Origin of the sequence: Streptomyces sp. NPDC086554, from assembly GCF_040686095.1 — a bacterium.
Classification (GTDB): Bacteria; Actinomycetota; Actinomycetes; order Streptomycetales; family Streptomycetaceae; genus Streptomyces.
The window spans coordinates 300,207-326,257 of sequence record NZ_JBFBJK010000006.1; the positions used below are offsets into that span (position 1 = coordinate 300,207).

Annotated in this window: 18 protein-coding genes and 1 pseudogene; 11 read left to right on the top strand and 8 right to left on the bottom strand. The window is 70.1% G+C overall.

Annotation, left to right across the window (positions count from 1 at the left end; genetic code table 11):
- Nucleotides 1-59: 59 nt before the first annotated feature.
- A complete protein-coding gene (locus tag AB0O76_RS12815; protein ID WP_365488791.1) occupies nucleotides 60-1,694 on the bottom strand; it encodes a M1 family metallopeptidase in 1,635 nt (544 codons plus the stop codon).
- A gap of 80 nt (nucleotides 1,695-1,774) precedes the next feature.
- The gene (locus tag AB0O76_RS12820; protein WP_365488794.1) at nucleotides 1,775-3,787 is read right to left on the bottom strand and encodes a trypsin-like serine protease; all 2,013 of its coding nucleotides are present in this window, start codon (nucleotides 3,785-3,787) and stop codon (nucleotides 1,775-1,777) included.
- Between the two features lie 169 nt (nucleotides 3,788-3,956).
- On the opposite strand from AB0O76_RS12820, the gene AB0O76_RS12825 reads away from it, so the two are divergent.
- Entirely contained in the window at nucleotides 3,957-4,640 is a 684-nt protein-coding gene (locus AB0O76_RS12825) for a hypothetical protein (RefSeq protein WP_365488797.1), read from the top strand.
- On the opposite strand, the gene AB0O76_RS12830 is transcribed toward AB0O76_RS12825, so the two are convergent.
- Nucleotides 4,591-5,052: an ATP-binding protein gene (locus tag AB0O76_RS12830; RefSeq protein ID WP_365488800.1), complete on the bottom strand. Its 462-nt coding sequence runs from the start codon at nucleotides 5,050-5,052 to the stop codon at nucleotides 4,591-4,593. The two genes, AB0O76_RS12825 and AB0O76_RS12830, sit on opposite strands and share 50 nt — an antisense overlap.
- Nucleotides 5,053-5,163: 111 nt before the next feature.
- Between AB0O76_RS12830 and AB0O76_RS12835 the strand changes: the two genes are divergently transcribed.
- The 5 genes from AB0O76_RS12835 (at nucleotide 5,164) to AB0O76_RS12855 (ending at nucleotide 9,899) form a co-directional block, all read left to right on the top strand.
- Nucleotides 5,164-5,991: a helix-turn-helix transcriptional regulator gene (locus AB0O76_RS12835; RefSeq protein ID WP_365488803.1), complete on the top strand. Its 828-nt coding sequence runs from the start codon at nucleotides 5,164-5,166 to the stop codon at nucleotides 5,989-5,991.
- Nucleotides 5,988-6,182, top strand: a complete 195-nt coding sequence (locus AB0O76_RS12840) for a DUF397 domain-containing protein (RefSeq protein WP_365488806.1) — start codon at nucleotides 5,988-5,990, stop codon at nucleotides 6,180-6,182. Before AB0O76_RS12835 ends, AB0O76_RS12840 begins: the two co-directional genes overlap by 4 nt.
- Before the next feature lie 6 nt (nucleotides 6,183-6,188).
- A complete protein-coding gene (locus tag AB0O76_RS12845; protein WP_365488809.1) occupies nucleotides 6,189-6,833 on the top strand; it encodes an SAVMC3_10250 family protein in 645 nt (214 codons plus the stop codon).
- Nucleotides 6,834-8,801 carry a HEAT repeat domain-containing protein gene (locus AB0O76_RS12850; RefSeq protein ID WP_365488812.1) on the top strand — a complete coding sequence of 656 codons (1,968 nt, stop codon included), beginning with the start codon at nucleotides 6,834-6,836 and terminating at the stop codon, nucleotides 8,799-8,801. It abuts the gene before it with no gap.
- Nucleotides 8,802-8,915: 114 nt separating this feature from the next.
- Complete coding sequence (locus AB0O76_RS12855; RefSeq protein WP_365488815.1) at nucleotides 8,916-9,899, top strand: MFS transporter; 984 nt, start codon at nucleotides 8,916-8,918, stop codon at nucleotides 9,897-9,899.
- A gap of 1,990 nt (nucleotides 9,900-11,889) precedes the next feature.
- Here AB0O76_RS12855 and AB0O76_RS12860 read toward each other — a convergent pair.
- A pseudogene (locus AB0O76_RS12860) lies at nucleotides 11,890-12,534 on the bottom strand (AfsR/SARP family transcriptional regulator); the annotation flags it as partial.
- Between the two features lie 227 nt (nucleotides 12,535-12,761).
- On the opposite strand from AB0O76_RS12860, the gene AB0O76_RS12865 reads away from it, so the two are divergent.
- Entirely contained in the window at nucleotides 12,762-13,109 is a 348-nt protein-coding gene (locus AB0O76_RS12865) for a hypothetical protein (protein WP_365488818.1), read from the top strand.
- A 235-nt stretch (nucleotides 13,110-13,344) separates the two neighbouring features.
- On the opposite strand, the gene acnA is transcribed toward AB0O76_RS12865, so the two are convergent.
- Both acnA and AB0O76_RS12875 read right to left on the bottom strand, forming a co-directional pair.
- Nucleotides 13,345-16,062, bottom strand: a complete 2,718-nt coding sequence (gene acnA / locus AB0O76_RS12870) for an aconitate hydratase AcnA (protein ID WP_365488821.1) — start codon at nucleotides 16,060-16,062, stop codon at nucleotides 13,345-13,347.
- A gap of 149 nt (nucleotides 16,063-16,211) precedes the next feature.
- On the bottom strand, nucleotides 16,212-17,225 hold the full coding sequence (locus AB0O76_RS12875; protein WP_365488824.1) for a LacI family DNA-binding transcriptional regulator: 1,014 nt from the start codon (nucleotides 17,223-17,225) through the stop codon (nucleotides 16,212-16,214).
- Nucleotides 17,226-17,390: 165 nt separating this feature from the next.
- Between AB0O76_RS12875 and AB0O76_RS12880 the strand changes: the two genes are divergently transcribed.
- From AB0O76_RS12880 to AB0O76_RS12890, 3 genes are all read left to right on the top strand, one after another.
- On the top strand, nucleotides 17,391-19,283 hold the full coding sequence (locus tag AB0O76_RS12880; RefSeq protein WP_365488827.1) for an amidohydrolase: 1,893 nt from the start codon (nucleotides 17,391-17,393) through the stop codon (nucleotides 19,281-19,283).
- Nucleotides 19,284-19,402: 119 nt separating this feature from the next.
- A complete protein-coding gene (locus tag AB0O76_RS12885) occupies nucleotides 19,403-20,932 on the top strand; it encodes a UDP-N-acetylglucosamine 1-carboxyvinyltransferase (protein WP_365488830.1) in 1,530 nt (509 codons plus the stop codon).
- Nucleotides 20,933-21,025: 93 nt separating this feature from the next.
- Nucleotides 21,026-22,381 (top strand): VCBS repeat-containing protein, encoded by a 1,356-nt coding sequence (locus tag AB0O76_RS12890; RefSeq protein WP_365488832.1) that lies wholly within the window; start codon nucleotides 21,026-21,028, stop codon nucleotides 22,379-22,381.
- Between the two features lie 240 nt (nucleotides 22,382-22,621).
- Here AB0O76_RS12890 and AB0O76_RS12895 read toward each other — a convergent pair whose 3' ends face one another.
- Both AB0O76_RS12895 and AB0O76_RS12900 read right to left on the bottom strand, forming a co-directional pair.
- Nucleotides 22,622-23,020 carry a RidA family protein gene (locus AB0O76_RS12895; protein WP_365488835.1) on the bottom strand — a complete coding sequence of 133 codons (399 nt, stop codon included), beginning with the start codon at nucleotides 23,018-23,020 and terminating at the stop codon, nucleotides 22,622-22,624.
- 106 nt (nucleotides 23,021-23,126) lie between these two features.
- Nucleotides 23,127-24,293 carry an acyl-CoA dehydrogenase family protein gene (locus AB0O76_RS12900; RefSeq protein WP_365488838.1) on the bottom strand — a complete coding sequence of 389 codons (1,167 nt, stop codon included), beginning with the start codon at nucleotides 24,291-24,293 and terminating at the stop codon, nucleotides 23,127-23,129.
- Nucleotides 24,294-24,408: 115 nt separating this feature from the next.
- Here AB0O76_RS12900 and AB0O76_RS12905 point away from each other — a divergent pair, with 115 nt between their 5' ends.
- Entirely contained in the window at nucleotides 24,409-26,049 is a 1,641-nt protein-coding gene (locus tag AB0O76_RS12905) for an AMP-binding protein (protein ID WP_365488841.1), read from the top strand.
- Nucleotides 26,050-26,051 lie beyond the last annotated feature (2 nt).

The following is a 26,051-nucleotide window of genomic DNA, read 5'->3' on the forward strand; positions in this document are numbered from 1 at the left end:
GGCAGGAGTACAGGACAACACGGGGGCGGGAGTGGCGAGTTCACTCCCGCCCCCCTGCTCTACCCGATCGCGTCGGGCCTGTCCGCCGAGAAGAGCCACGTCTCGAACAGGTCCGAGAGGTCCTGCCCCGACTCCTTCTCGCACAGCGCGATGAACTGCTCGGTGTCGGCGTTCCCGTGCCGGTGCTCGCGCGTCCAGGTGCGCAGGACGGCGAAGAAGGTGTCCTCGCCCACGGCCTTGCGCAGCTGATGCAGCGTCATGGCTCCCTTGCCGTACACCGGCGGGTCGGAGACCCGGGTGGCCGTCGGCGGGTCGGCGGCCGGGAAGTCCCAGATGCCCTCGCTCTCCGGGTGCGTGCCGTCGTAGAAGGAGTCGAAGGTCTCCTGGGCGCTGCGGTGTCCGTGCTCCTCGTCCCACAGCCACTCGGCATAGGTGGCGAAGCCCTCACTCAGCCACATGTCCTGCCAGGCGCGGGGCGTGACGGAGTTGCCGAACCACTGGTGGGCCAGTTCGTGGACGACCAGGCGTGCGTCCGGTGCCTCCTCGAAGTACGGCTTGGTCTGCGTCTCCAGGGCGTAGCCGAGGTCGGGCAGGTGGTCGACGACGGCGCCGGTCGAGGAGAAGGGGTAGGGGCCGAAGCGGTCACTGGCCCAGTCGACGACCTCGGGCACCAGGTCGGGTACGTCGACGGGCCCGTCCGCCTCGTCGGGGTCGACGGCCGTGTAGACGGGCAGGCCGTCGTCCGTCGTGCTGGTGGAGATGTCGAAGACGCCGGTGACGACGGTCGCGGCGTGGCTCGCCATGGGCTCGGGGTTGCGCCAGCGGAAGGTGGTCCGCTCGCCCCGCTGCCGCGTCTCGCGCAGCGTTCCGTTGCTGACCGCGGTGTACTCGGACGGCACGGTGACGTCGATGTCGTACGTCGCCTTGTCGGACGGGTGGTGGTTGCCGGGGAACCAGGTCATGGAGCCGGTGGGCTGGCCGAGCGCCGCCACGCCGTCGTCCGTCTCGATCCAGCCCTCGTCGCCGCCGTCGCTCGCCGTGAGCATCCGGGGCTCCCCGCCGTACCGGACGGTGGTCTTGAAGGTCTTCCCCTTGCCGATGGGCCGGGCGGGAGTGAACGTCAGCTTGTTGTTCTTCCTGCTGAAGCGGGCGTCAGAACCGTCGATGTCGGCATGGCGCACGCGCAGGCCCGCGAAGTCCAGGCTGAAGCGGGACAGGTCCTGGGTCGCCCGCGCGGTGATCACCGCAGTGCCCGTCAGGTGGTTGCCGTCCGGGGTGTAGTCGAGGGTCAGGGCGTAGTGCGCGACGTCGTAGCCGCCGTTGCCGAGCGCCGGGAACAGGTGGTCGTCGACGCGAGTCCCGCGTGCATCGAGCAGGACGAGGTCTCGCACGGTGCCGTCGCCGTCGTCGCCGTCCCACCAGGTGCGGAAGAGCTCGGCGAGCTCCTTGGCCTTGGCCGACCTTGCGGGGAGGTCGGTTTTCAGCTCGACGTCGTACGCGTCGTCGGAGTCGGCGAGTTGGACCGTGTACAGAGCCTGCGCGTGGCGTGCGGTGCGGGACTCGTCGGTGTCACGGGCCCAGGAGCGGAACTGCTCCAGGAGGCGGTGGTGGGATTCCCGTACGGGGTCGCCCGGGGTCTTCGTGTCGCACGCCGACAGGGCGAGGCAGAGGGCCATCGCGTACACGCGCTTCATGGTGTGGTCTCCGTCCGGTCGTGGGCCGAGGGAGAGGGGCAGGTTGCCGCCGCCCCTCTCCCCCGGGACTTCGCCTGCGGTTACGCGGGCGCCACGAGTTGGTTCTCCGCGCCGATGCCGGAGGCGTTGCCGTCGGCGTAGAGGGTCAGTTCACCGTCCGACCAGCGCACGATGGTGTCATCGGCCCAGGGGTTGTCGGTGAAGTCGCCGCCGCTGACGACGAGGGCGTGCTTCCACAGGCCGTTCGGGGCCTGCCACTTGTGCTCGCCCCAGGAGGAGCCGGTGCCGGTGAAGTCCTGATATTGCGTCAGTTCACCGTCGGACCAGCGCACGATCAGGTCCCAGGTGTCATCGCCCGAGTAGTCGCCCGCGGTGATCTGGGTGGCGTGCTTCCACGTACCGGCCAGCTTGGTGCCCGGCGAGACGACCTTGATCTCCTTGCCGAGCTTCTTCTTGTCGCCGGTGTTCTGGTAGAGCGTGACTTCGCCGTCCGACCAGCGCACGACGAGGTCGTCCTGCCACTTGTTGCCGCCGAAGCGGCCCGAGGTGATCGCCTCGGCGTGCTTCCAGGTGCCGTTCGGGGCGGCCAGCTGGTACTCGCCGTGGAAGCCCTTCTCGTCGACCGACGGGTAGAGCGTCACCTCGCCGTCCGACCAGCGGACGATGAGGTCGGAGCCGTTGTCCCCGGTGAAGTCGCCCGCGACGACCTGCTTGGCGTGGTTGCGCCACGTGGCATTGGGGCCCTGGACCTTGAACTCCTTGTCGAAGTGGTTCTTGCCCTTGTCCGCGCCGCGGTAGATGCTCAGCTCGCCGTCCGACCACATGACGAACATGTCCATACGGTCGTCGGAGACCGGTCCGTCGAGGGCGAAGTAGCCGTTGGCTATGGACTTGGCGTGCTTCCACGTGCCGGGGCCGGGCAGGACCGGGTCGGCCATCGGCGGCGGGTTGATGCTCGCCGGCTGCTTGTTCGCCTTCGCGGCGTCGTAGATCCGCTTGACCTCGCCGTCGAAGTACGACGAGTACGAGGTGTTGGCGCTGTGGCCGCCGGTCATCCAGCCGCCGGTGACACCGATCAGCTTGGGCGACTCGCTGCCCGCGGTGATGAAGGGACCGCCGGAGGTGCCGCCGACGTAGCCGTCGCAGTGGATCTCGGTGAAGGTGCCGCCGCGCCAGAGCCTGCCGCCGCTGTCCTTGGTGTTGCCGGTGGTGTACTTCTTCGTCGGCGTGGTGCAGCTGAGCGGGTCCTGCTTCGGCTTGTAGTTGCCGCCGCCGTACAGATACGGGTAGCCGATGGCGTGCGCGGTGTGGTTGAAGCCGGTGTTGAAGCCCATCGGGATGGCCCCGACGACGTTCTCGACCTTCTTGCCGTCACTGCGCGGCTCGGTGGCGAGGAACGCGACGTCGACGTCGGTGTAGTTCTCCTCGCTCTTCTTGGACCCGGTGTAGCCGGGGTCCTTGAAGATGTGGCCCTTCTTGATGGGGTACATGCCGTGCGGCATCGGGCTCTTCGCGCTGTGCTGCGGCACGAAGATCAAGTTCTCTTTCTGGTCGTTGCTGTCGAAGCAGTGCGCTGCCGACGCGACCAGGTTCTTGCCCGGGGACGGGACGACGGTTCCGCCGCAGAAGCGGTAGTCGTAGCGGTCCGGGTAGTCGTTGCCCGCCTTCTGCGCCCAGTAGAAGGTGCCGACTTCCTTGATGCCCTTGAAGGTGTGCGAGGGCGAGCGCAGCATGCCCTCGCGGGGCGCCGCCTCCTCGTCGCTTTCCTCAGCCGCAGCGGCCTCGCGGGCCTGCTGCTCCTCGACCGGCTTGGCCTCGGCCATGCGCTCCGGCGTCCAGAACTTCTCGAGCTCGCGGGCCAGATCCTGGGCAGGGTCCTGGGACGGCGACTTCGAGGTCTCCGACGGCGACTTCGACGGGGTCGGGGTCGCCGACGGGGTCGGAGTCGCGGACGGAGTCGGACTCGCCGACGGGGTCGGCGTGACCGCGGTGGTGGGCGTCGGCGTCGGGTCCGGGGCGGACCAGGCCGGTCCCGCGGCGGCCCAGAGGGCGGCCGCGGTAGCAATCGCCGTCAGGGTGCGTTTCGTTCTCACAGTGGTGTTCCCCCACAAAAAACGGACCCCACTCATCCGGGGCCCGATTGGTACAGATCAATCAAGAAGGTACGTTACGCATAGATCGAACGATGTGTCGATTGGGGCGGTACTTGCTGCTTGCCCTGTAAGTGTTGTATTGCACCAGCTGGTTGATCGGAGAGACGCAGTGGGGAAGAGGACGCGTGCGGGAGCGCTCGCGGCGGGGGCGCTGCTCCTGACAGTGGGGTGTTCCGGAGGAGATGGGTCGTCGCGGAAGGACGGCCCGGACAACCCCAATCTGCTGCTCGGGTTCCGTACGTGGCTGAAGACGAATGACTCGAAGCGCGACGACGCCCTTGCGGGCCATGCCCGGAACGTCAGCCTCGACTACCGGTCCGGTGACCGCGACGGGGTCGTCGAGGTCCTCACCGACTACGGCCCCTGGGGCGGGGCAGAGGACCAAGTCGGCCCGCTCGCAAAGGCGTTCACGGAATGGTGGGACGAGGATCCGGCGGCCGGGAGCGCGCGCTTTCTCGGGCAGGGCGGAAAGACGGCGAAGAAGACCACACTGTACGACGGTGACAAGCCGTCGAACCTCCTGGAGGAATTCCGCTCCTGGGCCGCCAAGAACTCCCCGAGCGGCGAACGCCTCGCCCCGCACATCACCCAACTCACCATCGGATACGGGGCGAAGGGCTCCGGCGCCGTCACCGTCTCGACCGACTACCTCACGTACAAGGACAACAAGACCCAGCAGAATGTCGACGCTCTCAGCAAGGCATTCGCCGACTGGTGGGACGGCGACGAGGGTGCGGAAACCGTCACCGTGACCAGCGAGGACCAGGGCAGCCACGCCGAGAGGGAGCTGTGAACGGGACACCAGTGGTGGCCTGAACGAACTCGCACCAGACGATTTTCCCGGGATCGCGCTCCATGACCCCCCACTTGTCGGCCAGGGCCGCCACGAGCAGCAGGCCGCGCCCCGACTCGGCGGCGTCATCCCCTTCGCCGGCGAGTCGGGGCCATCCGTCGTCGCCGCTGTCATGCACCTCGACGCGGAGTACGTCACCGGCGAGGCTCAGCCCCAGCCGGAATCCGCGTCCGGGCGGGACGCCGTGCAGCAGGGCGTTGGTAGCCAACTCGCTTACACAGACGGTGATTTCGTACGCACGTCGCGCACCGATCCCCCAGTCCGCGAGCGCGGCGGTCGCGAAGGCGCGGGCGGCTGGGACGGACTGGCGTTCGCGCCGGTAGAGGCGTTCGCGTGGAGTTTCGTCGTTCACGTGACGAGGGTCACGCTCTGTGGCCATCATGAAGCAGTACGTGAACCCGTACAGCTGGGATGTACGGGTTCGCTGCGTGAAGGCACGGCCTCTGGTGGGGAGTTGGACCGCATGAGCAGCCCAAAGCGACGGTCACGGAGAAACGCGTCGGCGATGCGGATGGTGGGCGCGCTGCTCGCCGTCCACCGGGAGGCGGCCGGGTATACACAGAGGTCGCTGGCCGAGCGGTTCGTCATCGGCGAGGAGGCGATTGCCTCTATTGAGCAGGGGCGGCGGCCTCTGAAGATGGATCTGGCGGTGCAGTTGGACGAACTCCTGGGGACTAATAGGACGTTGGAGACTGCGGTCGACAATATGCCGGAGGTGGATTTGGTTCCTCGGTGGGCTGAGGAGTATCTGGATTGCGAGCGAGAGGCTATTGCGATCTCGTCCTACCAGAACCAAGTACTGCCCGGTCAGCTCCAGACCGAGGCATACGCGCGGGCAGTGTTTCGCAGCCGCATCCCGGTTCTCGACGCGGACGAGATCGAGCAGTACGTCGCCAAGCGCATCGAGCGACAGGAGATCCTGCACCGCAAGGTGCCACCAACCACCAGTTTCGTCATCTGGGAAGCGGTGCTGCACGACCAACTGGGCGGCCAGGAAGTGTATGTCGAGCAGCTGAGTCGTCTGCGCGAGTACGCCGAACTGCCGGGGCTCGCCCTGCAAATCCTGCCGTTCGGGCGCACCGCCCACTCCGCCCTCGATGGGCCGTTCGTACTCCTTGATACACCCGAACACCAAAGGCTCGCCTATACGGAGACCCAGCGCGGTAGCCACCTGATCGCCGATCCCGACGAGGTGGCGATCCTGACGCAGAGGTGTGCAATGCTGCGAACACAGGCCCTCAACGCCGAGGAAACCGAAGGCCTGTTGGACCGGCTACTAGGAGAGCAATGAGCGTCAGTGCCTCACTTGAGTGGTTCAAGTCGAGCTACAGCGGAAGCGACGGCGGCGACTGCCTCGAATTCGCCGCCCACCCCACCGCCGTACACATCCGCGACTCAAAGAACCCGGACGGCGGCCCGCAGCTCACCGTGGCGCCGGACGCCTGGACCGCCTTCCTGGCCCTCCCCCAGGACCGTGCCTGACCGCGCATGCGGTACTACCTCTACGTGTCCGGCGCCAAGCTGGACATGCTCTACGGGCAGATCCCGCAGAAGCTCCTGAAGCGGCTCGCAGTCGAGGCCAAGGTCGACCTCAAGGTGCTGAGCGTCGCCGTGCAGGCGCCGCGCGCGGAGGCCACCACGTATGACCAGCTCGACATCGTCGAGAAGTACCTGGAGCGGGAGTTCGACGTCAGCTGGATGACGGAGCCGAGACCCTGGTTCCGGGGTGATCTGGGGCTGCGGATCGCGGGGTACGGCACACCCGCCGGGCCGACGTTCATGACGGGGCGCGAGGGTGACACCGTCATCGCGCTCATCGGGTCGGCGCACCACCTGATCGGGCAGCGGACGGCCCTCGACACGATCCAGGCGTCCCACTCCAGCCTGCCCTCGCTGTTCCAGCTCCTGCGTGATGCTCCGGACCAACGGCAGACTGCGATCAGGTGGTCCCCTCAGGACCAAGTCCTCGAATTCTCTAAGTCGTTGACGGTGCCGCCCGTCTACAGCGACTTCCTCGCGCGGCTCCTGCTGCACGGCACCGTCACCGAGGAGGACGGGCGGGAGCTGAAGGTCGTCATCGGTACGCCGCTTTATGTGGCGATGTCGGACGGGGACCAGGGGCAGGGGGCCTGAATGGAGCAGGGTGCGGCACACGCCGACCTGGCCCGGATGCGGCTGGCCGGGGACGTGGAGGGCTTGTGCCGGGTCATGCGGTCCGGCGACTTCCACACGGCCCTACGGGCCGTCGAGCTGCTCGGTGACATCGGTGGTCCGCTGGCCACCGACGCGCTCCTCGACTGCCTGGAGCGACCGGACAGCTACCGCCAATACCTCTATATGGAGGCCCTTTCCTCCCTGGGGAGGCTGCGTGAGCGCCGAGCGGTCCCCTCGCTGCTGCGGCTGCTGCACGACGGGCGGCTGGAGCACTACAGCCAGCAGGAGAAGATGTTCCGGGCCCTGGGCGCCATCGGCGGGCCCGAGGTCGTCCGTGAACTGATCGACCGGCTGGCCGAGCCGCGCCTTTCATGGCTGGTGGTCGACGCGCTGGCCGAGCTGCGCCCGCCGGAGGCCGTGCCCGCGTTGCTGGAGGCGCTCTGGCCGTTGCCGCCCGGTGTCGAGGTGCACGCCGTCCGGGCGCTCGGTGCGATGCGTGATCCGCGTACGGGTGCGGCCCTGCTGTTCCTCGCGGCTGCGGAGGGAAGCTCTCCCGAACTGCGCAGGGCGGTGGTCGAGGCGCTCACAAAACTACCCGAGGAGTCCTGGCCGCCACCGGCCGGCCGGACGCCCGAGATCATGCTGCGGCGCGCCCTGCGCGATCCGGATGCCGCGACCGCGCGGCCCACGGCCGAGCTCCTCTCCAGGACCAAGACCGGCAGGGACGAGCTCCTGGGTGAACTGATGGATGCCGTGCCGGGGCATCCTCCCGCCCACCGGTCCCCCACCTGCGCCGCCGTGACGGTCTGCGCCTTCATCCAGGACCGCCCCGAACTCTTCGGCGAGGCACACGACTACCGGGACGTGCCGACCCTGATCAAGCTGCTCGACGAAGCGGTCGTGCCGACCCTGCGCAGGGCGGCGGCCTCGGCGCTCGGGGCCGTCGGGGGCGCGGAAGCGGCAGACGCATTGCTTGCCGTGCTCGGTGACGTACGGATCGGCGAGGCGGTCGCGCGGGCGGTGGCCCGGCTGCCGGAGCCGCCCGTGCGGGAGCTGCTCACACTGCTGTCCGGGAATGGCAGCGTGACCCAACGGCGTTGTTCCGCACTGGCGTTGGGGCTTCTGGGGTGCTTGGATGCCGCGCCGCCACTCCTTGCCGCCCTCGACGAAGAGAGCGCGCCGGGGCTGCGTACCGCCGCCGTCGACGCGCTCGCCGCGCTGCGCCACCGACCGGCTGCCGAACGCCTCGCGGCCCTGGCGGGAGACGAGGAGCAGCCCGGTTCGCTCCGGGCCCGCGCCCTGCACGCACTGGGTCTGGTCGGGGCGCGGGAGTCACTACCGGTGGTACTGGCCGCCGTGCGGGATCCGTCGAGTGCTGTGCGTCTCCAGGCGGCACAGGCTCTGGGCGCCTTCCCCGGGACGGAGGCGGCCGAGGCGCTGGGGGCAGTCGTCGCCGGGGACACGGACCGCGACGTCGCACGGGCCGCTGTCCGGGCCCTGGGCCGGATCGGCGCCCCTGCCGCACCGGTCCTCACCTCCCTCGCGCAACGCCCCCGGCAGGACGTCGTCAATGAGCTGATCACCGCGCTCGCCGGGTGCCCCGGACCCGAAGCGGTCGCCGGGCTCTGCCAGTTGGCGGGGGCGTCCCTGCCGGAGGACGACCACGTGGCGGTGGCCGAGGCGCTGGGCAGGAGGCGCGCGCCGGAGAGCGCCGGGGCGTTGGCGGCGCTGCTGGACGACGACCGCAGGTACGACTGTCGCGCGGCCGCCGTGCTCGCCCTCGCCGAACTGGGCACCGAGGAGGCCGACGAGTACGTGCTGGCGTACGACTGGACAACCGGCCCCGGGAGTGACGCGCAGCGTGCGGCCCTCACCGTCATCGCGGACCGCCGGAAAATCGAGCGCGCCCAGGGCCCCGGCCGACTACAGTCGCCCCCGTGTCCGTGACCAAGTAACTCCAGGTGCCCCACCCGCCCCGCGGCGGGTCCGTGGCACGGAAGCGTCCTGTCTTCCTCCGCCCCTGCCGCATCCCGGCTCGGGGCCGACCTGGAGTACCCGTACGTGAACACCTCTCTCCCTCCCCGGCGCACGCTCACGCTCGCTCTCCTCTCCCTCCTCCAGTTCCTCATCGCGATCGACGTCACGGTCGTGAATGTGGCGCTCCCCGCCATCGGGGAGCGGTTCAACGCCCGCCCGGCCGCCCTCTCCTGGGTGGTCACCGGCTACACCCTCATCGGCGGCGGCCTGCTGCTGCTCGGCGGACGGCTGACCGATCTGCTCGGCAGGCGGCGGATGTTCCTGCTCGGCGCCGCGCTCTTCGCCACCGCCTCGCTGGCGGCGGGGCTCGCGCCGAACCTGGAGACGCTGATCGCCGCCCGCTTCGCGCAGGGCGCGGGCGAGGCGCTCGCCTCACCCGCCGCGATGTCACTGATCGCGCTGCTCTTCCCCGGCCCCGAGGAGCGGGCCAAGGCGCTCGGCATCTGGGGTGCGATCTCGGCGGGCGGCCTCGTCGTCGGCGTACTGCTCTCCGGCGCGATCGTCCAACTCCTCGACTGGCGCTGGATCTTCGGCATCAATGTGCCGCTGACTGCGGCCGTCATCGCGCTCACGCCCCGCCTGGTGCACCCCGACGGCCGACGGGGACCCAACCACCACCTTGACCTGCCCGGCGCGGCACTCCTCACCGGCGGTCCGCTCGCCTTCGTGTACGGGGTACTGAGCGGCTCCGCGACGGCGGTGCTCGCCGGAGCGGCACTCATCGGCGCCTTCGTACTCGTCGAGGCACGCACCAAGAACCCCCTCGTACCACTCTCCTTCTTCGCGCACCGCACCCGCGCGGGATACGTCGCGGTGCAGCCGTCAGCTGCTCACCGCCGCCGCCCTCTCGCCCGACCCCTCATGCACTCCCACCCAGCGCCAACCGCAGCGGATCCCGCGTCCCCGCTCCCTCCGCGAAGGCCACCGCGTAGGCCCGCTCGCCGAGGGTGCGGCGTACCAGGTGCTCGGTCTCGACATGGGCCTCGTGGAGCGGCCGTAGGCCCGTGAGGGCGACGCCGGTCGTCCGCAGGAGCCGGTCCGCCGCCCCCAGCAGGCGGGCGGCTCGGCCGTGATCGCCGGTGGCGGCGACGGCCCAGGCCATGGCCTCCACGCCCCACACGGTGCCCCAGCGGTCGCCGATGGCCCGCTGCCGGCGCAGGGAGTCGCGGAACAGTTCCGCCGCCCGGTGCGGGTCGCCGTGCCGGAGTTCCGCGAGCGCCATGCCCCACAGGCCCCAGGAGTGTGCCCAGCCCGCGCCATGGGCCTCGGCCTCGGTCACGTACTCATGGCCGGCGGCGAGCGCGGGCTCCGGCTCACCGAGGAAGGACTCCGCCATGGACCAGAGCATGGTCGCCATGTGGGCGTCGCCCACCTGGCCCCCGGCCCGGAAACGCTCCCTGGCCCTCGCCAGGAGCGCGATGGACCGTACGTCCCCGTGGATGAGGAAGGCGAAGACGCCCTCCATGTAGGAGAGCACGCCCCGTGCTTCGCCGTCCGTGATCGATTCGCCCAGCCGCACGGCCTCGGCCAGGAAGCGCTCGGCGGCCGACTGGTCTCCCTGGCACAGTGCGATCCAGGCTGCGAGTGCCAGGCAGCCGATCCGCAGCGGTGCGGGGGCCTGGGGAGCGAGGTCGAGGCCGCGGGTCAGCCAGTGCCGCCCCTCCCCCAGTGAGCTGCTGAAGAACCAGTAGCGAGTACGGGTGAGGCCGGCGGCGATCCCGAGGGCGGCCGTGGCGTCGCCCTTTCCCGTGACGCAGAAGTCCAGGGCCGCCCGCAGGTTCGGCGACTCCAGGCGCAGCCGGGACAGCCAGGCGACCTCGTCGGGCCCGCACCACTGTTCCGCCGCCCGCGCCGCCATGTCCGCGTAGTAGGCGCAGTGGCGCCGCTGCAGAAGGATGTCCCGGCCGAGCTCCCTGAGCCTGCACTGCCCGTACTGGCGCAGGGTCTCCAGCATGCGGTACCGGGCCCGGGGGCCGGTGGTGTCGACGGTGAGCACCGACTTGTGTGCCAGCGCGGCGAGGACGTCCACGATGTCCTCGCGGGTCATACCCTCGCCCGGGCACACCGCCTCGGCCGCCGCCAGGTCGAAGCCGCCGGAGAACACCGACACCCCTGCCCACAGGCTCCTTTCGCGCTCGTCGCACAGGTCGTGGCTCCAGTCGACGACGCCGCGCAGGGTGCGTTGATGCCGAGGGCCGGTGCGTGCCCCGGTGTCGGAGAGGAGTCGGAAGCGGTCGTCGAGACGCTCCAGGATCTCCTCGGCCGAGAGCGCGCCGAGGCGCACTGCCGCCAGCTCGATGGCCAGAGGAATACCGTCCAGGCGGCGGCACAGGCGGCCCACGGCTTCCTCGTTGCGTGCGGTGATCCGGAAGTGCGGGGCGCAGGCCTCGGCGCGGTCGACGAGGAGGCGTACGGCCTCACAGCGCGTCAACGCCGAGGGTGCGCCCCGGTCTTGAGGGACCATCAGCGGCGGCACCGGCAGCAGGTACTCCCCCGGGACGCGCAGCCCTTGGCGGCTCGTGGCAAGGACCCGCAGGCCCGGGGCCGCGGCAAGGAGCGTGCTCAGGAGGTGGCCTGCCGCCTCGGCGACGTGCTCGCAGTTGTCGAGGACCAGCAGCAGCTGCCGCTCCCGCAGGTGCTCGACGAGCACCGCCGTGCCGGGGCGCAACGACTGGTCGGGGATGCGCAGCGCATCGGCGACCGCACGGTCCAGGAGCTGCGGCTCGGTCAGCGGCGCCAGGTCCGCGAGCCATGCCCCGTGCGGGAACGCCCATGAGGCCTCGGCTGCCGTGCGCAGCGCGAGGCGCGTCTTGCCGACTCCGCCGGGACCGGTGAGCGTGACGAGCCGGGCGTTCTCAAGCAGCTTCCGCGTTCTGCGCAGGATGCTCTCCCGGCCGATGAACGTCGTCGTCTCGGCGGGCAGGTTCCCCTCGGCCCGTGGACCATCCGGCGACGACGCCGGTGCGGTCAGGGACAGGTCCGCGGTGAGCACTCTCTGGTGCAGCTGCCACAACTCCGGACCCGGGTCGACGCCCAACTCGTCCTGCAGCAGGGCGCTGACGGTCCGATAGCACTCCAGGGCTTCGCCCTGCCGGCCCGAGCGGTAGAGGGCCAGCATGCGCTGCGCCCAGAAGCGCTCCTGCAGCGGGTGGGCGGCGGTGAGTTCACGCAGGCGCGGCAGTACGTCCGTGTGCCGTCCGAGCTGAAAATCGGCGTCGGTGCGCAGCTCCAACGCGCCGAGGCGGCGCTCGTTCAGCGCGGGAACGACCTCCAGGCGCAGGCACTCTGACGGAACGTCAGAGAACGGCTCCCCGCGCCACAGCGCCAGCGCCTCACCGAGGAGCGTCGAAGCCCGCTCCGCCGCCTGCGCCGTCGCGGCGGCGCGGGCCCGGGCGACAAGGGCATCGAATCGGTGCAGGTCCAGGGCCTCGTCGGGCACGTCGATGAGATAGCCGCCCGCGCAGGTGTGGATCGCGCCGCCGCCCAAGGTGCGGCGCAGCCGAAGCACGTAGTTCTGCAGGGCGTTGCGGGCCCCGTCCGGCGGCTCGTCCCACAGTCTGTCGATCAAGGTGTCGGTGGCCACGACCTTGTTGGCGTCCACCAGGAGCGCCGCAAGGAGGGCCCGCTGTTTGGCCGCCCGCATCGCCACGGGCCTGCCGTCGAACAGCACTTCAAGCGGCCCAAGAAGCCGGTACTCGAACTCCGCAACCCTCGCCCCAGTCACGTTGCGTAATGATCCCAGCACGAGAGGTGAGTGTCGAGTGACTATCGAGTGACCGGCGTGAGAGGGCGGCTCGGAAACATCAGAGCAGTGCCGATCGCGGGGCACGTCCGGTGCACCGCGACGGAGATCCAGAAGGAGAGCACACCATGAACAAGCCTCGCCGTCTCACCGGGCTCGCCCTCAAGCTCGCCTCGGTGGCGGCCGCCGCGCTGCCGGTGTTCGCCATCGCGCCGGGTGCATCGGCCGCGCAGCAGGCACTGGCCACTGCCGCCGGGGTTCTCGACTGCACCACGGACACCGACGGCTACTGGGGACACGCGCACTGCACCAACAACACTGGGGGCGAGGCGTCCTTCCGTGTCCGTGTGGTCTGTGGGATGTGGCCGGACGCATGGGGAGACTGGAAGAAGCTGGCTCCGGGTGCGACCGACGTGTCGAGTGCTCGCTGCTTCGGCGGCACGGGCGTCGGCAAAGTACTCGTAGAGGAGGGGTGACCCTCCCTCAGCGGTGATGACCGCCCACGGGAATTAGCTCGACAGAGCGATGTGGGACATCGCACTGCAGCACTACGCCTTCCTCATCTCCGAGGAAGAGTTCGACGCGGCGGCTGATAAGCGCCCCGTCAGGGGCGCGGGGAACTGCGCGACAAGCCCCCACGTAGCCGCAGACAAAAAGCACGAGGGCCGCACCCCCAGCAAAACGGGGGTGCGGCCCTCAACTGCCGTAAGGCTACTTACGGATCAGGCTGCGCAGCACATACTGCAGGATGCCACCGTTGCGGTAGTAGTCCGCCTCACCGGGAGTGTCGATGCGGACAACCGCGTCGAACTCCACCCCGGTGTCGGTGGTGACCTTGACCGTCCGAGGCGTAGAGCCCTCGTTCAGCTCGGTGAGGCCCGCGATGGAGAAGGTCTCCTCGCCGGTCAGGCCGAGGGCGTCGGCGGACTGGCCCTCCGGGAACTGCAGCGGGACGACGCCCATGCCGATGAGGTTCGAGCGGTGGATGCGCTCGTACGACTCGGTGATGACGGCCTTCACGCCGAGCAGGCTGGTGCCCTTGGCGGCCCAGTCGCGCGACGAGCCGGAGCCGTACTCCTTGCCGCCCAGGATGACCAGCGGGATGCCCGCGGCCTGGTAGTTCTGCGAGGCGTCGTAGATGAACGACACCGGGCCGCCCTCGACGGTGAAGTCGCGGGTGAAGCCGCCCTCGGTGCCCGGCGCGATCTGGTTGCGCAGGCGGATGTTGGCGAACGTGCCGCGGATCATGATCTCGTGGTTACCGCGACGGGAACCGTACGAGTTGAAGTCGCGGCGCTCGACGCCGTGCTCCGACAGGTACTTGCCGGCCGGGGTGTCGGCCTTGATCGCACCGGCCGGGGAGATGTGGTCGGTGGTGACCGAGTCGCCCAGCTTGGCGAGCACGCGGGCGCCGGAGATGTCCTGGACCGGGGCCGGCTCCATGCCCATGCCCTCGAAGTACGGGGGCTTGCGGACGTACGTCGACTGGGCGTCCCACTCGAAGGTGTTGCCGGTCGGGATCGAGAGCGCCTGCCACTGGGCGTCGCCCGCGAAGACGTCCTGGTAGGACTTGTTGAACATGTCCTCGCCGATGGAGTTGGCGACGACGTCGTTCACCTCGGCCTCGGACGGCCAGATGTCCTTCAGGTAGACGGGCTTGCCGTCCTGGTCGACACCGAGCGCGTCCTTGGTGATGTCCACCTTCATCGAACCCGCGATGGCGTACGCGACGACCAGCGGCGGGGACGCCAGGTAGTTCATCTTGACGTCGGGGTTGATGCGGCCCTCGAAGTTACGGTTGCCGGAGAGGACCGAAGTCACGGCCAGGTCATGGTCGTTGACGGCCTTCGAGACCTCCTCGGGCAGCGGGCCCGAGTTGCCGATGCAGGTGGTGCAGCCGTAGCCGACGAGGTTGAAGCCGACCTTGTCCAGGTACGGGGTCAGGCCCGACTTGTCGAAGTAGTCGGTGACGACCTTCGAGCCCGGGGCGAGGGTGGTCTTGACCCACGGCTTGCGGGTCAGGCCCTTCTCGACGGCCTTCTTCGCGACGAGCGCGGCGGCGACCATCACGTACGGGTTCGAGGTGTTGGTGCAGGAGGTGATCGCGGCGACCGTGACGGCGCCGTGGTCGATCTCGTACGTCGAGCCGTCGGGGGCGGTGACGGTGACCGGCTTCGACGGGGCGCCGTTGGGGTGGTTCACCGGGGCGTCGGAGGCCGGGAAGGACTCCTTGCCCGCCTCGTCGTCGTCCTCAACGTAGTTGCGCACGTCGACCGCGAACTGCTGCGCGGCGTTGGCGAGGACGATGCGGTCCTGCGGACGCTTCGGGCCTGCGATGGAGGGGACGACCGTGGAGAGGTCGAGCTCCAGCTTCTCGGAGAAGTCCGGCTCGGCGGCCGGGTCCAGCCAGAGGCCCTGCTCCTTGGCGTACGCCTCGACGAGCGCGACCTGCTGCTCGTCACGGCCCGTCAGGCGCAGGTACTTCAGCGTCTCGTCGTCGATCGGGAAGATCGCGGCGGTGGAGCCGAACTCTGGCGACATGTTGCCGATGGTGGCGCGGTTGGCCAGCGAGGTGGCGGCGACGCCCTCGCCGTAGAACTCGACGAACTTGCCGACGACGCCGTGCTTGCGCAGCATCTCGGTGATCGTGAGGACGAGGTCGGTGGCGGTGGTGCCGGCCGGCAGCTCGCCGGTCAGCTTGAAGCCGACGACGCGCGGGATGAGCATGGAGACCGGCTGGCCGAGCATCGCGGCCTCGGCCTCGATGCCGCCGACGCCCCAGCCCAGGACACCGAGGCCGTTGACCATCGTGGTGTGCGAGTCGGTGCCGACCAGGGTGTCGGGGTAGGCCTGGCCGTTACGGACCATGACCGTACGCGCCAGCTTCTCGATGTTGACCTGGTGGACGATGCCGGTGCCCGGGGGGACGACCTTGAACTCGTCGAAGGCGGTCTGGCCCCAGCGCAGGAACTGGTAGCGCTCCTTGTTGCGGCCGTACTCCAGCTCGACGTTCTGACCGAAGGCGTCGGCGGTGCCGAACTTGTCGGCGATCACGGAGTGGTCGATGACCAGCTCGGCCGGGGCCAGCGGGTTGATCTTCGCCGGGTCGCCGCCGAGCTCCTTCACGGCCTCACGCATGGTGGCGAGGTCCACGACGCAGGGCACGCCGGTGAAGTCCTGCATGATCACGCGGGCCGGCGTGAACTGGATCTCCTGCGACGGCTGCGCCTGGGAGTCCCAGTTGCCGAGCGCGCGGATGTGGTCGGCGGTGATGTTCGCGCCGTCCTCGGTGCGGAGCAGGTTCTCCAGCAACACCTTCAGGCTGTAGGGAAGGCGTGCGGAGCCCTCGACCTTGTCCAGCTTGAAGATCTCGTACGACTCGTCGCCCACGCGCAGCGTGCTGCGGGCGTCGAAGCTGTTCGCCGACACGACAGTCTCCTTCATATATGTGCGCGTTTCCGTCACATCCTGCCGCCACGACTCCTCGTCGATCCGCTAAGGTAAGGCTTAGTTAGGTAACCCTTACCGAGTGGCGGCTTCTGGTGCGCCTCGGCAGATATCTCGATGTCGAGATAACTCTAGTACATCACCCTGCGCCGCGACGAGGCGCGGGGTCTCAGACCTGCCGGGACAAGCACCCGGCCGGGCACTTCGGTCTGCGCTTCTTCGGCCCGCCCTCCTTCGATCAGGTCGACGAGCAGGGACACGGCCGTGCGTGCCGTGCGTTCCGGGTCGAGGGTCACCGTCGTGACGGGCGGCTCGGTCTCCGCGTACCCCGGATCCTCGCTCGCGCACACGAGCAGCAGATCGTCCGGGACCCGCAGGCCGTGCCGGGCCGCCGCCGCGAGGAGCTGGCGGCCGCCGGGGTCGTAGACGGCATGGACGGCGTCGATCCGTCCGAGCACCTCCCGTCCGAGCACCTCGTCGAAGGCATGACCTTCATCGTCGTACTCATCGAAGGGGACCACCAGCGGAGGCAGTGAGCGCTCCGCGCACCATGCCTCGTACGTCTCGGTCACCACGCGCGCGTAGTGCTCGCCGCCGCTGCCGGACTGCAGGGCGATACGGCGGGCGCCGGCCGCGGTGAGGTGGTCGAGGACCTCGTGGGTGGTGGCCACGTGGTCATTGTCGACCCAGCGGTCCGTGGGGTGCGGGTCGCCGGGGGCGCCGTCGAAGACGAGCGGGATGCCGCGGGCGCGCAGGGCGTGGACCATGGGGTCGCCACGCGGGCTGTCCATGATCAGCATGCCATCGACGGCGAGGCCGTGCCACGAGTCGTCCGCGGCACGGTCGGCGGGCAGCACAGTCAGCGCGTAGCCACGCGCGTGGGCCGCCGAGGTGGCCGCCGTGACGGCGCGCGAGAAGTAGGCGATCTCCGTGTAGTTCCAGGCTCTCGGATACGTGGTCACGGCTACGCCGATGGTCCGCGTGCGGGGCGTTGCGGCTGCGCTGTAGCCGAGGGCGGTGGCGGTCGCCCGTACCCGGCGGCGGGTCGATTCGCCCAGGCGGCCTGTGCCGTTCAGGGCGTGCGAGACCGTCGCGGTCGATACCTCCGCTGCGCGGGCTATGTCGGCGAGGGTGGGCCTTTGCACGCGGGGGATCCTACGGAATCCGTCGCGGGTGGGTGGTTCTGGTTAACGGGTTACTCGCGGAGTCTTTGTGCCGCCGCTGCGCGGCGGATCTTTCCCGCCCACCCACCCGATCACCCCGCGGGCCCATCATCGGCGCCCGAGGGGCCAGCCACTCAGGGAGTCTCCATGCCCTCTCCGCACACCTCCTCCCTCTCCCGGCGCGGGCTGCTCGCCGCCGCCGGGTCCGCCGGACTGCTGACCGCCGTCGGTGCACCCGCCGTCGCCGCTCCCACGCCCCGCCACTCCGCCGCCCTCGTCGTGCACAACGCCCGTGTCTTCAGCGGTACTCGGGGGCGCGGCCCCGCGCAGGCCGTCGCCGTGGGACGGGACGGAAAGATCCTTGCCGTCGGCCGTGACGCCGCGCTCAAGCGGTTCATCGGGCGGGACACCCAGGTGGTGGACGGGCGTGGCGGCACCCTCATGAGCGGGATCCACGACGGGCACGCGCACCCGACGGGCGCCGCCGACCGATCCCTGAAGCCCTCGCTCGCCGGGGCCGAGCAGACCGTCGAGGAGCTGCAAAAGACCCTCACGGGGTTTCTGAAGGACTCCTCCGACCAGGAGCCGGACGGGTGGCTCGTGGTGGAGGACTGGAATCCGGTCGGTCTGCTGCCGCACGGCACATCGCCGCACCACTCGATGCTCGACGCCCTGCCGACCCGGCGGCCCATCGCCCTGGTCGGCGGTGACGGGCACAACATCTGGGCCAACCAGCGGGCTCTCGACATCGCGGGGATCACCGCCGCAACCCCGGAGCCGCCCGGCGGAAAGATCGTCAAGGACAAGGACGGCAAGCCCAGCGGCGTGCTCAAGGACGACGCGCAGCCGCTGGTGACCCGGCACATCCCCGCACCGGACCGCGAGCAGCTCATCGCCGCCGCGAAGAAGACCTTCGCCGAGGCCGCCGCGTCCGGGATCACCACCTTCATGGAAGCGGTCGTCGGCGAGAACGAGTTGAGCCTCTATCAGGCGCTCTCCGAACGCGGCGCGTTGCCGCAGCGCATCGTCCCGGCGCTGCGGATCGACTCGGATCTGGCCAAGGACCCGGCGGCGGCCCTTGCGTTCGCGCGAGGGCTGCGGGACGACTTCGGCGGCGTACGCGGACTGCGGTTCGGCACGGTCAAGGTGTTCCTCGACGGAGTCATCGAGTACCCGGCGCAGACGGCGGCGATGCTCGATCCCTATCTGGACAAGGACGGGAAGCCGACCGACAACCGCGGTGAACTGTATGTGTCCGGCGCCGACTACGGCCGGCTGACCGCCGCCTTCAACAAGGACGGCTGGCAGATGCACGCGCACGCCATCGGCGACCGCGCCGTGCGCACCTCCCTCGACGGGTACGCGTACGCCCTGCGCAGGACCGGGATACGTGACGTCCGCAACACCACCGCCCACCTCCAGGTCGTCGACCCGGCCGACCTGCCCCGCTTCGCCGAGCTCGGTGTCATCCCCTGCATGCAGTTGCAGTGGGCCTCGCCGAGCACCTGGACCATGGAGGCGCTCCTGCCCTACATCGGTGCCGAGCGCCACCGTTGGCAGTATCCGGCGCGCAGCCTGGAGCGGCACGGGGCGCGGCTCGCCGGCGGCTCGGACTGGCCGGTCGATCCGCTCCAGGTGTGGAACCAGGTGCGCACGGCGGTCGACCGGTTCGGAGCGGAAGGCGAGGGCGATGGCGACCTCTACCGCGAGCAGGAAGGCATCAGCCGTACGTCGTCTCTGCTCATGCACACGCTCGGCACCGCGCGTCAGCTCCGCATGGACCACCTCTCCGGAACCGTCGAGCAGGGCAAGTCGGCCGATCTGGTGCTGCTTGACCGGGATGTGACGCGGTGTCCGGTGGCCGATATCAGCTCCGCCGAGGTGCGCCTGACGTTGACCGGGGGCACAGTGGTGCACGATGCCGAATCGTCGGCCGGGCGCGCTGCCGCCGCCCGGGTGACGCGGGCGGCGGCGGGACCCAGGCCCGACGCGCAGGCCGCGGTGCACGGCGGACGGCACGCTTCGTGCGGCTGCGGCTGACGCGCGTGCCGGAAAGGCGCAGGACGCACCAGAAGGGGAACTTCCGTACCCAATCGGCCGTTTCCCGTATGGCCTACCCCAGCGCGTTCGCCATCTCATATCTGAGATAACCTGCCCGCATGGCAGACGATTACCTCGTACGCATCGGCAAGCTCATCCGTGACGCCCGGCAGCACCGGGGCTGGACACAGTCGCAGCTCGCCGAGGCGCTCAGCACAAGTCAGAGCGCCGTGAACCGCATCGAGCGGGGCAACCAGAACATCAGCCTTGAGATGATCGCGCGGATCGGCGAGGCGCTCGACAGCGAGATCGTGTCGCTCGGGTACGCGGGACCGATGCACCTGCGGGTGGTCGGTGGGCGCCGTCTTTCCGGCTCCATCGACGTCAAGACGAGCAAGAACGCCTGTGTGGCGCTGCTCTGCGCTTCGCTCCTCAACAAGGGCCGCACGGTGCTTCGCCGGGTCGCCCGCATCGAGGAGGTCTACCGTCTCCTCGAAGTCCTCGGCTCCATCGGCGTACGCACCCGCTGGATCAACGACGGCATCGACCTGGAGATCGTGCCGCCCGCGGAGCTCGACATGGAGGCGATCGACGCCGAGGCCGCGATCCGGACCCGCTCGATCATCATGTTCCTGGGTCCGCTCCTTCACCGCATGGACCACTTCAAGCTGCCGTACGCGGGCGGTTGCGACCTCGGCACCCGCACCATCGAGCCGCACATGATCGCGCTGCGCCGCTTCGGGCTCGACATCGCGGCGACCGAGGGGCTCTACCACGCGCAGGTCGATCGGGACGTCACCCCCGACCGTCCGATCGTGCTGACCGAGCGCGGCGACACCGTGACCGAGAACGCGCTGCTCGCCGCGGCACGCAGCGCAGGCACGACCGTCATCCGCAACGCCTCGTCGAACTACATGGTCCAGGACCTGTGCTTCTTCCTGGAGGCGCTCGGCGTGAAGGTCGAGGGCATCGGCACCACGACCCTCACCGTGCACGGCGTGCCGACCATCGACGTCGACGTCGACTACTCCCCCTCCGAGGACCCGGTCGAGGCGATGAGCCTGCTCGCCGCCGCGGTCGTCACGGAGTCCGAACTGACCGTCAACCGCGTCCCGATCGAGTTCCTGGAGATCGAGCTCGCGGTCCTGGAGGAGATGGGGCTCGACCACGACCGCACGGCGGAGTACTTCGCCGACAACGGCCGTACGCGCCTGATCGACCTCACGGTCCGCCCCTCCAAGCTGGAGGCGCCGATCGACAAGATCCACCCGATGCCGTTCCCCGGTCTCAACATCGACAACGTCCCCTTCTTCGCGGCCATCGCGGCGGCGGCGCAGGGCAAGACGCTGATCCACGACTGGGTCTACGACAACCGCGCGATCTACCTGACGGACCTCAACCGCCTCGGCGGGCGCCTCCAACTCCTCGACCCGCACCGTGTGCTGGTGGAGGGCCCGACCCGCTGGCGCGCCGCCGAGATGATGTGCCCGCCGGCACTGCGGCCCGCCGTGGTCGTGCTGCTCGCGATGATGGCCGCCGAGGGCACGTCCGTCCTGCGCAATGTGTACGTGATCAATCGCGGGTACGAGGAGCTGGCCGAGCGGCTCAACTCCGTGGGCGCGCAGATCGAGACGTTCCGGGATATTTAAGGGCAGGGCCCGCTGATCGTCGCCCGCTACGACTGGGCAACGATCGGCAGCCGTGCCTGGAGTCGGGCGAGGGCGCGGTGTTGGGGTGGGCGCATGACAGACCGCACCTTCGTCCCCGGCACTCGCGCCCTCGTCGTATGCGCCGCACTCGCCCTCTTCGCGGCGGGCTGCGGCGACGGGACGGCGACGAAGGACAAGTCGTCCTCGCCGTCCCGCGACGGCAACCCCGTGTCGACTCCGTCCGCGGGCGGCCCGCCGCCGTCCGGCGGCAAGGGCTCCAAGGACCCGGACGACATCAACGGGGACGGGCATCGGGATCTGCTCCTGCCGGTGCCGTCCCGCGACAAGAACGGAGAGCCGCGGACCGGCGTCGTCTTCGGCTCCGCCAAGGGGCTCGATCCGTCGACGCATCAGGTGTACGACTACTACCCGGGCAGAGTCACCACCGCCGACCTCGACGGCGACGGCTACCCCGACTTCGTCTCCAGTGACACCGAGCAGCTGACGGGCGTGGCCTGGGGCGGGCCGAACGGGCCGAAGCCCGGGGCGGAGTCGACCCGGTTCCAGATACCGGGCGGCGGCTCGGGTGCGGGGCTGGGGCTGACCGGGCCCGTGCGGGGCGACTTCGACGGGGACGGGCACCACGACATCGCGGCTCTGCGGCAGGACGGGTCCGTGACCCTGCTGTACGGCCCGTTCACCCGCTCCGGCGCCCCGGCCCGCACCGACTCCCGGACGGGCAAGGGGAGTTGGCTGGCCGCGGACGACATCGTCCCGTCGGGCAAGCCGCGCGCGACCGGTCTCCTCGTCCATGAGGGCGACGACGGCGAGCAGACGGGCGGGATCCTCTATCCGGCAGCCGCGGGAAGCGGCCTCTCCCGCACCCCCGTCGAGCTGCGCGACGGCAACGCGGTGGCCTTCGGCGACTACGACGGTGACGGCGTCCGCGATCTGGCCATCGGTGACAACGGGAGCCGCAACAACGAGCCGGGCACGGGAGAGGAGCCGGAGGTGGCCGCCTCGCTCGCGGTCTACCCCGGCAAGGGCGGCGACCCGGTCACGCACAAGATCCCGAAGAGCACCAACTCCTACTACGGGCCCGGCGATTACACGTCCGCGGACCCGGACGGCGACGGCAAGGACGGCATCCTCGTCGCCACGGACGACGGCGCGCTGCTGATCGACGGCGAGCGGGACCGCACCGAGGTGCTCCGGGAAGGGCCCGCCCGAGTGAAGGGCAAGAAGACCCCGGCGCGGTGGCGGCACGCGCGCCCGTACGCCGCCGCCGACTTCGACGCCGACGGCAAGGAGGAGCTGATCCTGAACTGGGGCACGGGGACGCTCTTCGGTCTGTATGGCGAGGAGCCGACGCACTGGTGGATCACGGACGGCACGTCGTCGCGGGACAAGGCCGCGTTCACGACGGCGTCGTTCCCGCGGCCGAACTAGGGCCTGTCCGATGGGTCAGGCCGGTCTTCGCGCCGGGTGCCGATTCAGCAGGGCCGAGCGGGCCCTGGTGCGTGCAGCTGCAAGGCGGAGGAGGGCGACAACGCGGAGCGTTGGCAACCGACGACAACGCGGGAGGGGGCACCTCCCTGCTCGAGCGAAGCCGAGAGCTTGGGGGAGTGCGTGCCAGGGGTCGCGACCCCTGGCAGGACCCATCGGACAGGCCCTAAGCGCCCGCGCGGCTCAGTCGAGGACCGCGACCCCGTCCAGCTCCACCATGCACTGCTCGTCCCAGAGCCTGACCGCACCGATGACGGCCATGGCGGGGTAGTCCCGCCCCGCCAACCTCCGCCAGATCCGGCCCAGTTCGTGGGCCTGCTCCCGGTAGTCGGCGATGTCCGTGGCGTAGACGGTGACGCGGGCGAGGTCGGCGGGGGTGCCGCCTGCGTGGCGCAGGGCCGTTAGCAGGTTGGCGAGGGCCTGCTCGAACTGTTCGGGGAGGGTGGTGCCGACGATTTTGCCGTCGGCGTCGAGGGCGGTCTGTCCCGCGAGGAAGACGATCCGGCCGCCGGTGGCGGTGACGGCGTGGGAGAAGCCGGTGGGCGGGGAGAGTTCGGCGGGGTTGAGGCGGTGGAGGGGCATCGGGGGTACTCCTTTGCGTTGCGGCTGAGGGTTGTCTGCGGTCCGTTGCGCCTGCAGCGGGCTAAATGAGCTGCGGCCGGGCTGGAAGACGTACCGACGGGATGGGTCACCCGTCTGCAGCCGCACCCGCATACAAATCCTTCGCGATGATCCCCCGCTGCACCTCGCTCGCCCCCTCATAAATCCGGGGCGCCCGCACCTCCCGGTAGAGGTGCTCCAGCAGATGCCCGCGCCGCAACGCGCACGCGCCATGCAACTGCACCGCCGCGTCCACCACGAACTGCGCCGTCTCCGTGGCCAGCAGCTTCGCCATCGCCGCGCGGCGAGCCACGTCCGGCTCGCCCCGGTCGTACGCCGCCGCAGCCGCGTACACCATAAGGCGGGCCGCCTCCGTCCGCATCGCCATCTCCGCGACCTGGTGCGACACCGCCTGCAGATCGCTCAACTTGCCGCCGAACGCGTCCCGTTGAGCCGTGTGAGCGAGCGTCGCGTCCAGCGCGGCGCTCGCCATGCCCACCGCGAACGCGCCCACGCTGGGGCGGAAGCGGTTCAGCGTCGTCATCGCGACGCGGAAGCCACGGTCCGGCTCGCCGAGCAGGTCATCGGTCGTGACGCGTACGCCGTCGAAGGCGAGGGCGCCGATCGGGTGCGGGGAGAGCATGTCGAGAGGGGTGCCCGAAAGACCCGCCCGGTCGGCGGGGACCAGGAACGCCGTGACGCCGCGCGCGCCCGCGTCCAGGGTCGTCCGGGCGAAGACCGTGTAGAAGTCGGCCTCGGGGGCGTTCGAGATCCAGCACTTCTCCCCCGTAAGCCGCCAGGACGACGTCCCGTCCCGCGACGCCCGCAGCGCCAGCGCCGCCGCGTCCGAGCCCGCGCCCGGCTCCGAAAGGGCGAACGCCGCCACCGCTCGCCCGGCGCGGGCCGGGGTGAGCCACCGCTCCCGCTGGGCCGCCGACCCGTACTCGGCCACCGGATGCGCGCCGAGCCCCTGCAGGGCAAGCGCCGTCTCCGCCTCCGTGCAGGCGTGGGCGAGCGACTCGCGGAGGAGACAGAGGCCCAGGGCGCCGCCGCGCGCGGGTCCGTCACCCGCGGGTCCTTCACCCGTGCCGAACAGGCCGTCCAGCAGGCCGAGTTCGCCGAGGGCCGCCACCAGTGGACGGTTCACCCGGCCCGGCTCGCCCTTCTCCGCCAGGGGCCGCAATCGCTCCGCGGCCAGCGCACGCAGCTCCGTACGCCAGGCGATTTGTTCTGGATTGAGCGAGAATGCCGTCATGCCGGGCCCCTCCTCTATCGCGGACCGTTGACTGTCGTCACCATCACGATACGCTCGTTGTGCGAGCTCACCACAAGCCCGAACGGCAACCCGAACGGCAAGGGGGCGACCCGCTGTGGACGCCAAGAGTGCACCCCGACTCCACCCATCGGCTCACGTCGACACCTTCGCCCGCGACCATCTCCCGCCGCCGGCGCAGTGGCCCGCGTTCGTCCACGACCGGCCCGAACTGCACTACCCGCAGCGTCTCAACTGCGGCGCCGAGCTCCTGGACCGTACGGTGGAACGACTGGGCGCGGGGCGTACGGCGTTCCGTTCGGGGTCCGGCGAGGCCTGGACGTACGGCGAGCTGCAGCGGCACGTCGACCGGATCGCGCACGTCCTGACGGCCGAGCTCGACGTGCTGCCGGGTCATCGCGTCCTGTTGCGCGGGCCCACCACACCCTGGCTCGCGGCCTGTTGGCTCGCCGTGATGAAGGCGGGGGCGGTCGCGGTGACGGTCCTGGCCCAGCAGCGCTCGCAGGAGCTGGCCACGATGTGCGAGATCGCCCAGGTCAGCCATGCGCTGTGCGACGTCCGCGCCGTGGACGATCTGATCAAGGCCGGGATTCCGGGGCTGAGCGTCACCACCTTCGGGGGTGAAGGCGATGACGATCTGCTGGCGCGCGCGGGCCGGCAGCCCGATGTGTACGAGCCCGTCGACACCTCCGCCGACGACGTCGCGCTCATCGCCTTCACCTCCGGCACCACCGGGCGCCCCAAGGGGTGCATGCACTTCCACCGTGATGTGCTCGCCATCGCCGACACCTTCGCGCGGCATATCCTGAAGCCGGGGCCCGACGACGTCTTCGCGGGCAGTCCGCCGCTCGGTTTCACCTTCGGGCTCGGCGGCCTCGTCATCTTCCCGCTGCGGGTCGGCGCCTCGTCGCTGCTGCTCGAACAGGCGGGCCCCAAGCAGTTGCTGCCCGCCGTCGCCGAGCACGGTGTCACCGTTCTCTTCACCGCCCCGACCGCGTACCGCGCCATGCTCGACGAGCTGCGCAAGCCGGACGCGTGCGACATCTCCACGCTGCGCCGGTGCGTCTCCGCCGGGGAGAATCTGCCCGCCGCCACCTGGCAGGCGTGGCACGAGCGCACCGGGCACCGCATCATCAACGGCATCGGCGCCACCGAGCTCCTGCACATCTTCATCTCCGCCGCGGACGAGGAGATCAGGCCCGGCGCCACAGGGCGGCCCGTCCCCGGGTGGCACGCGCGCGTGGTCGACGATTCGGGGGCTCCGGTACCGGACGGCGAGCCGGGGCTGCTCGCCGTGCGCGGGCCCGTCGGGTGCCGGTATCTGGGCGACGAGCGGCAGTTGCAGTACGTACGTCATGGCTGGAACGTCACCGGCGACACGTACGTCCGTGACGCCGACGGCTACTTCCGGTACGTCGCGCGCGCGGACGACATGATCATCTCTGCCGGGTACAACATCGCGGGCCCGGAGGTCGAGGAGGCGCTCCTGCGGCACCCTGACGTCCAGGAGACGGCGGTGGTGGGGCGGCCCGACGAGCTGCGCGGCCAGATCGTCGTCGCGTACGTCGTGGCGCGCGCGGGCACGGCACGCGACCCCGAACGGCTGCGCGAATTCGTGAAGGGTGAGCTGGTGCCGTACAAGTGTCCGCGCGAGATCGTCTTCCTGGACTCGCTGCCGCGTACGGCGACGGGCAAGCTCCAGCGGTTCCGGCTGCGGGAGCCCGGGCACGTAGAGTGATC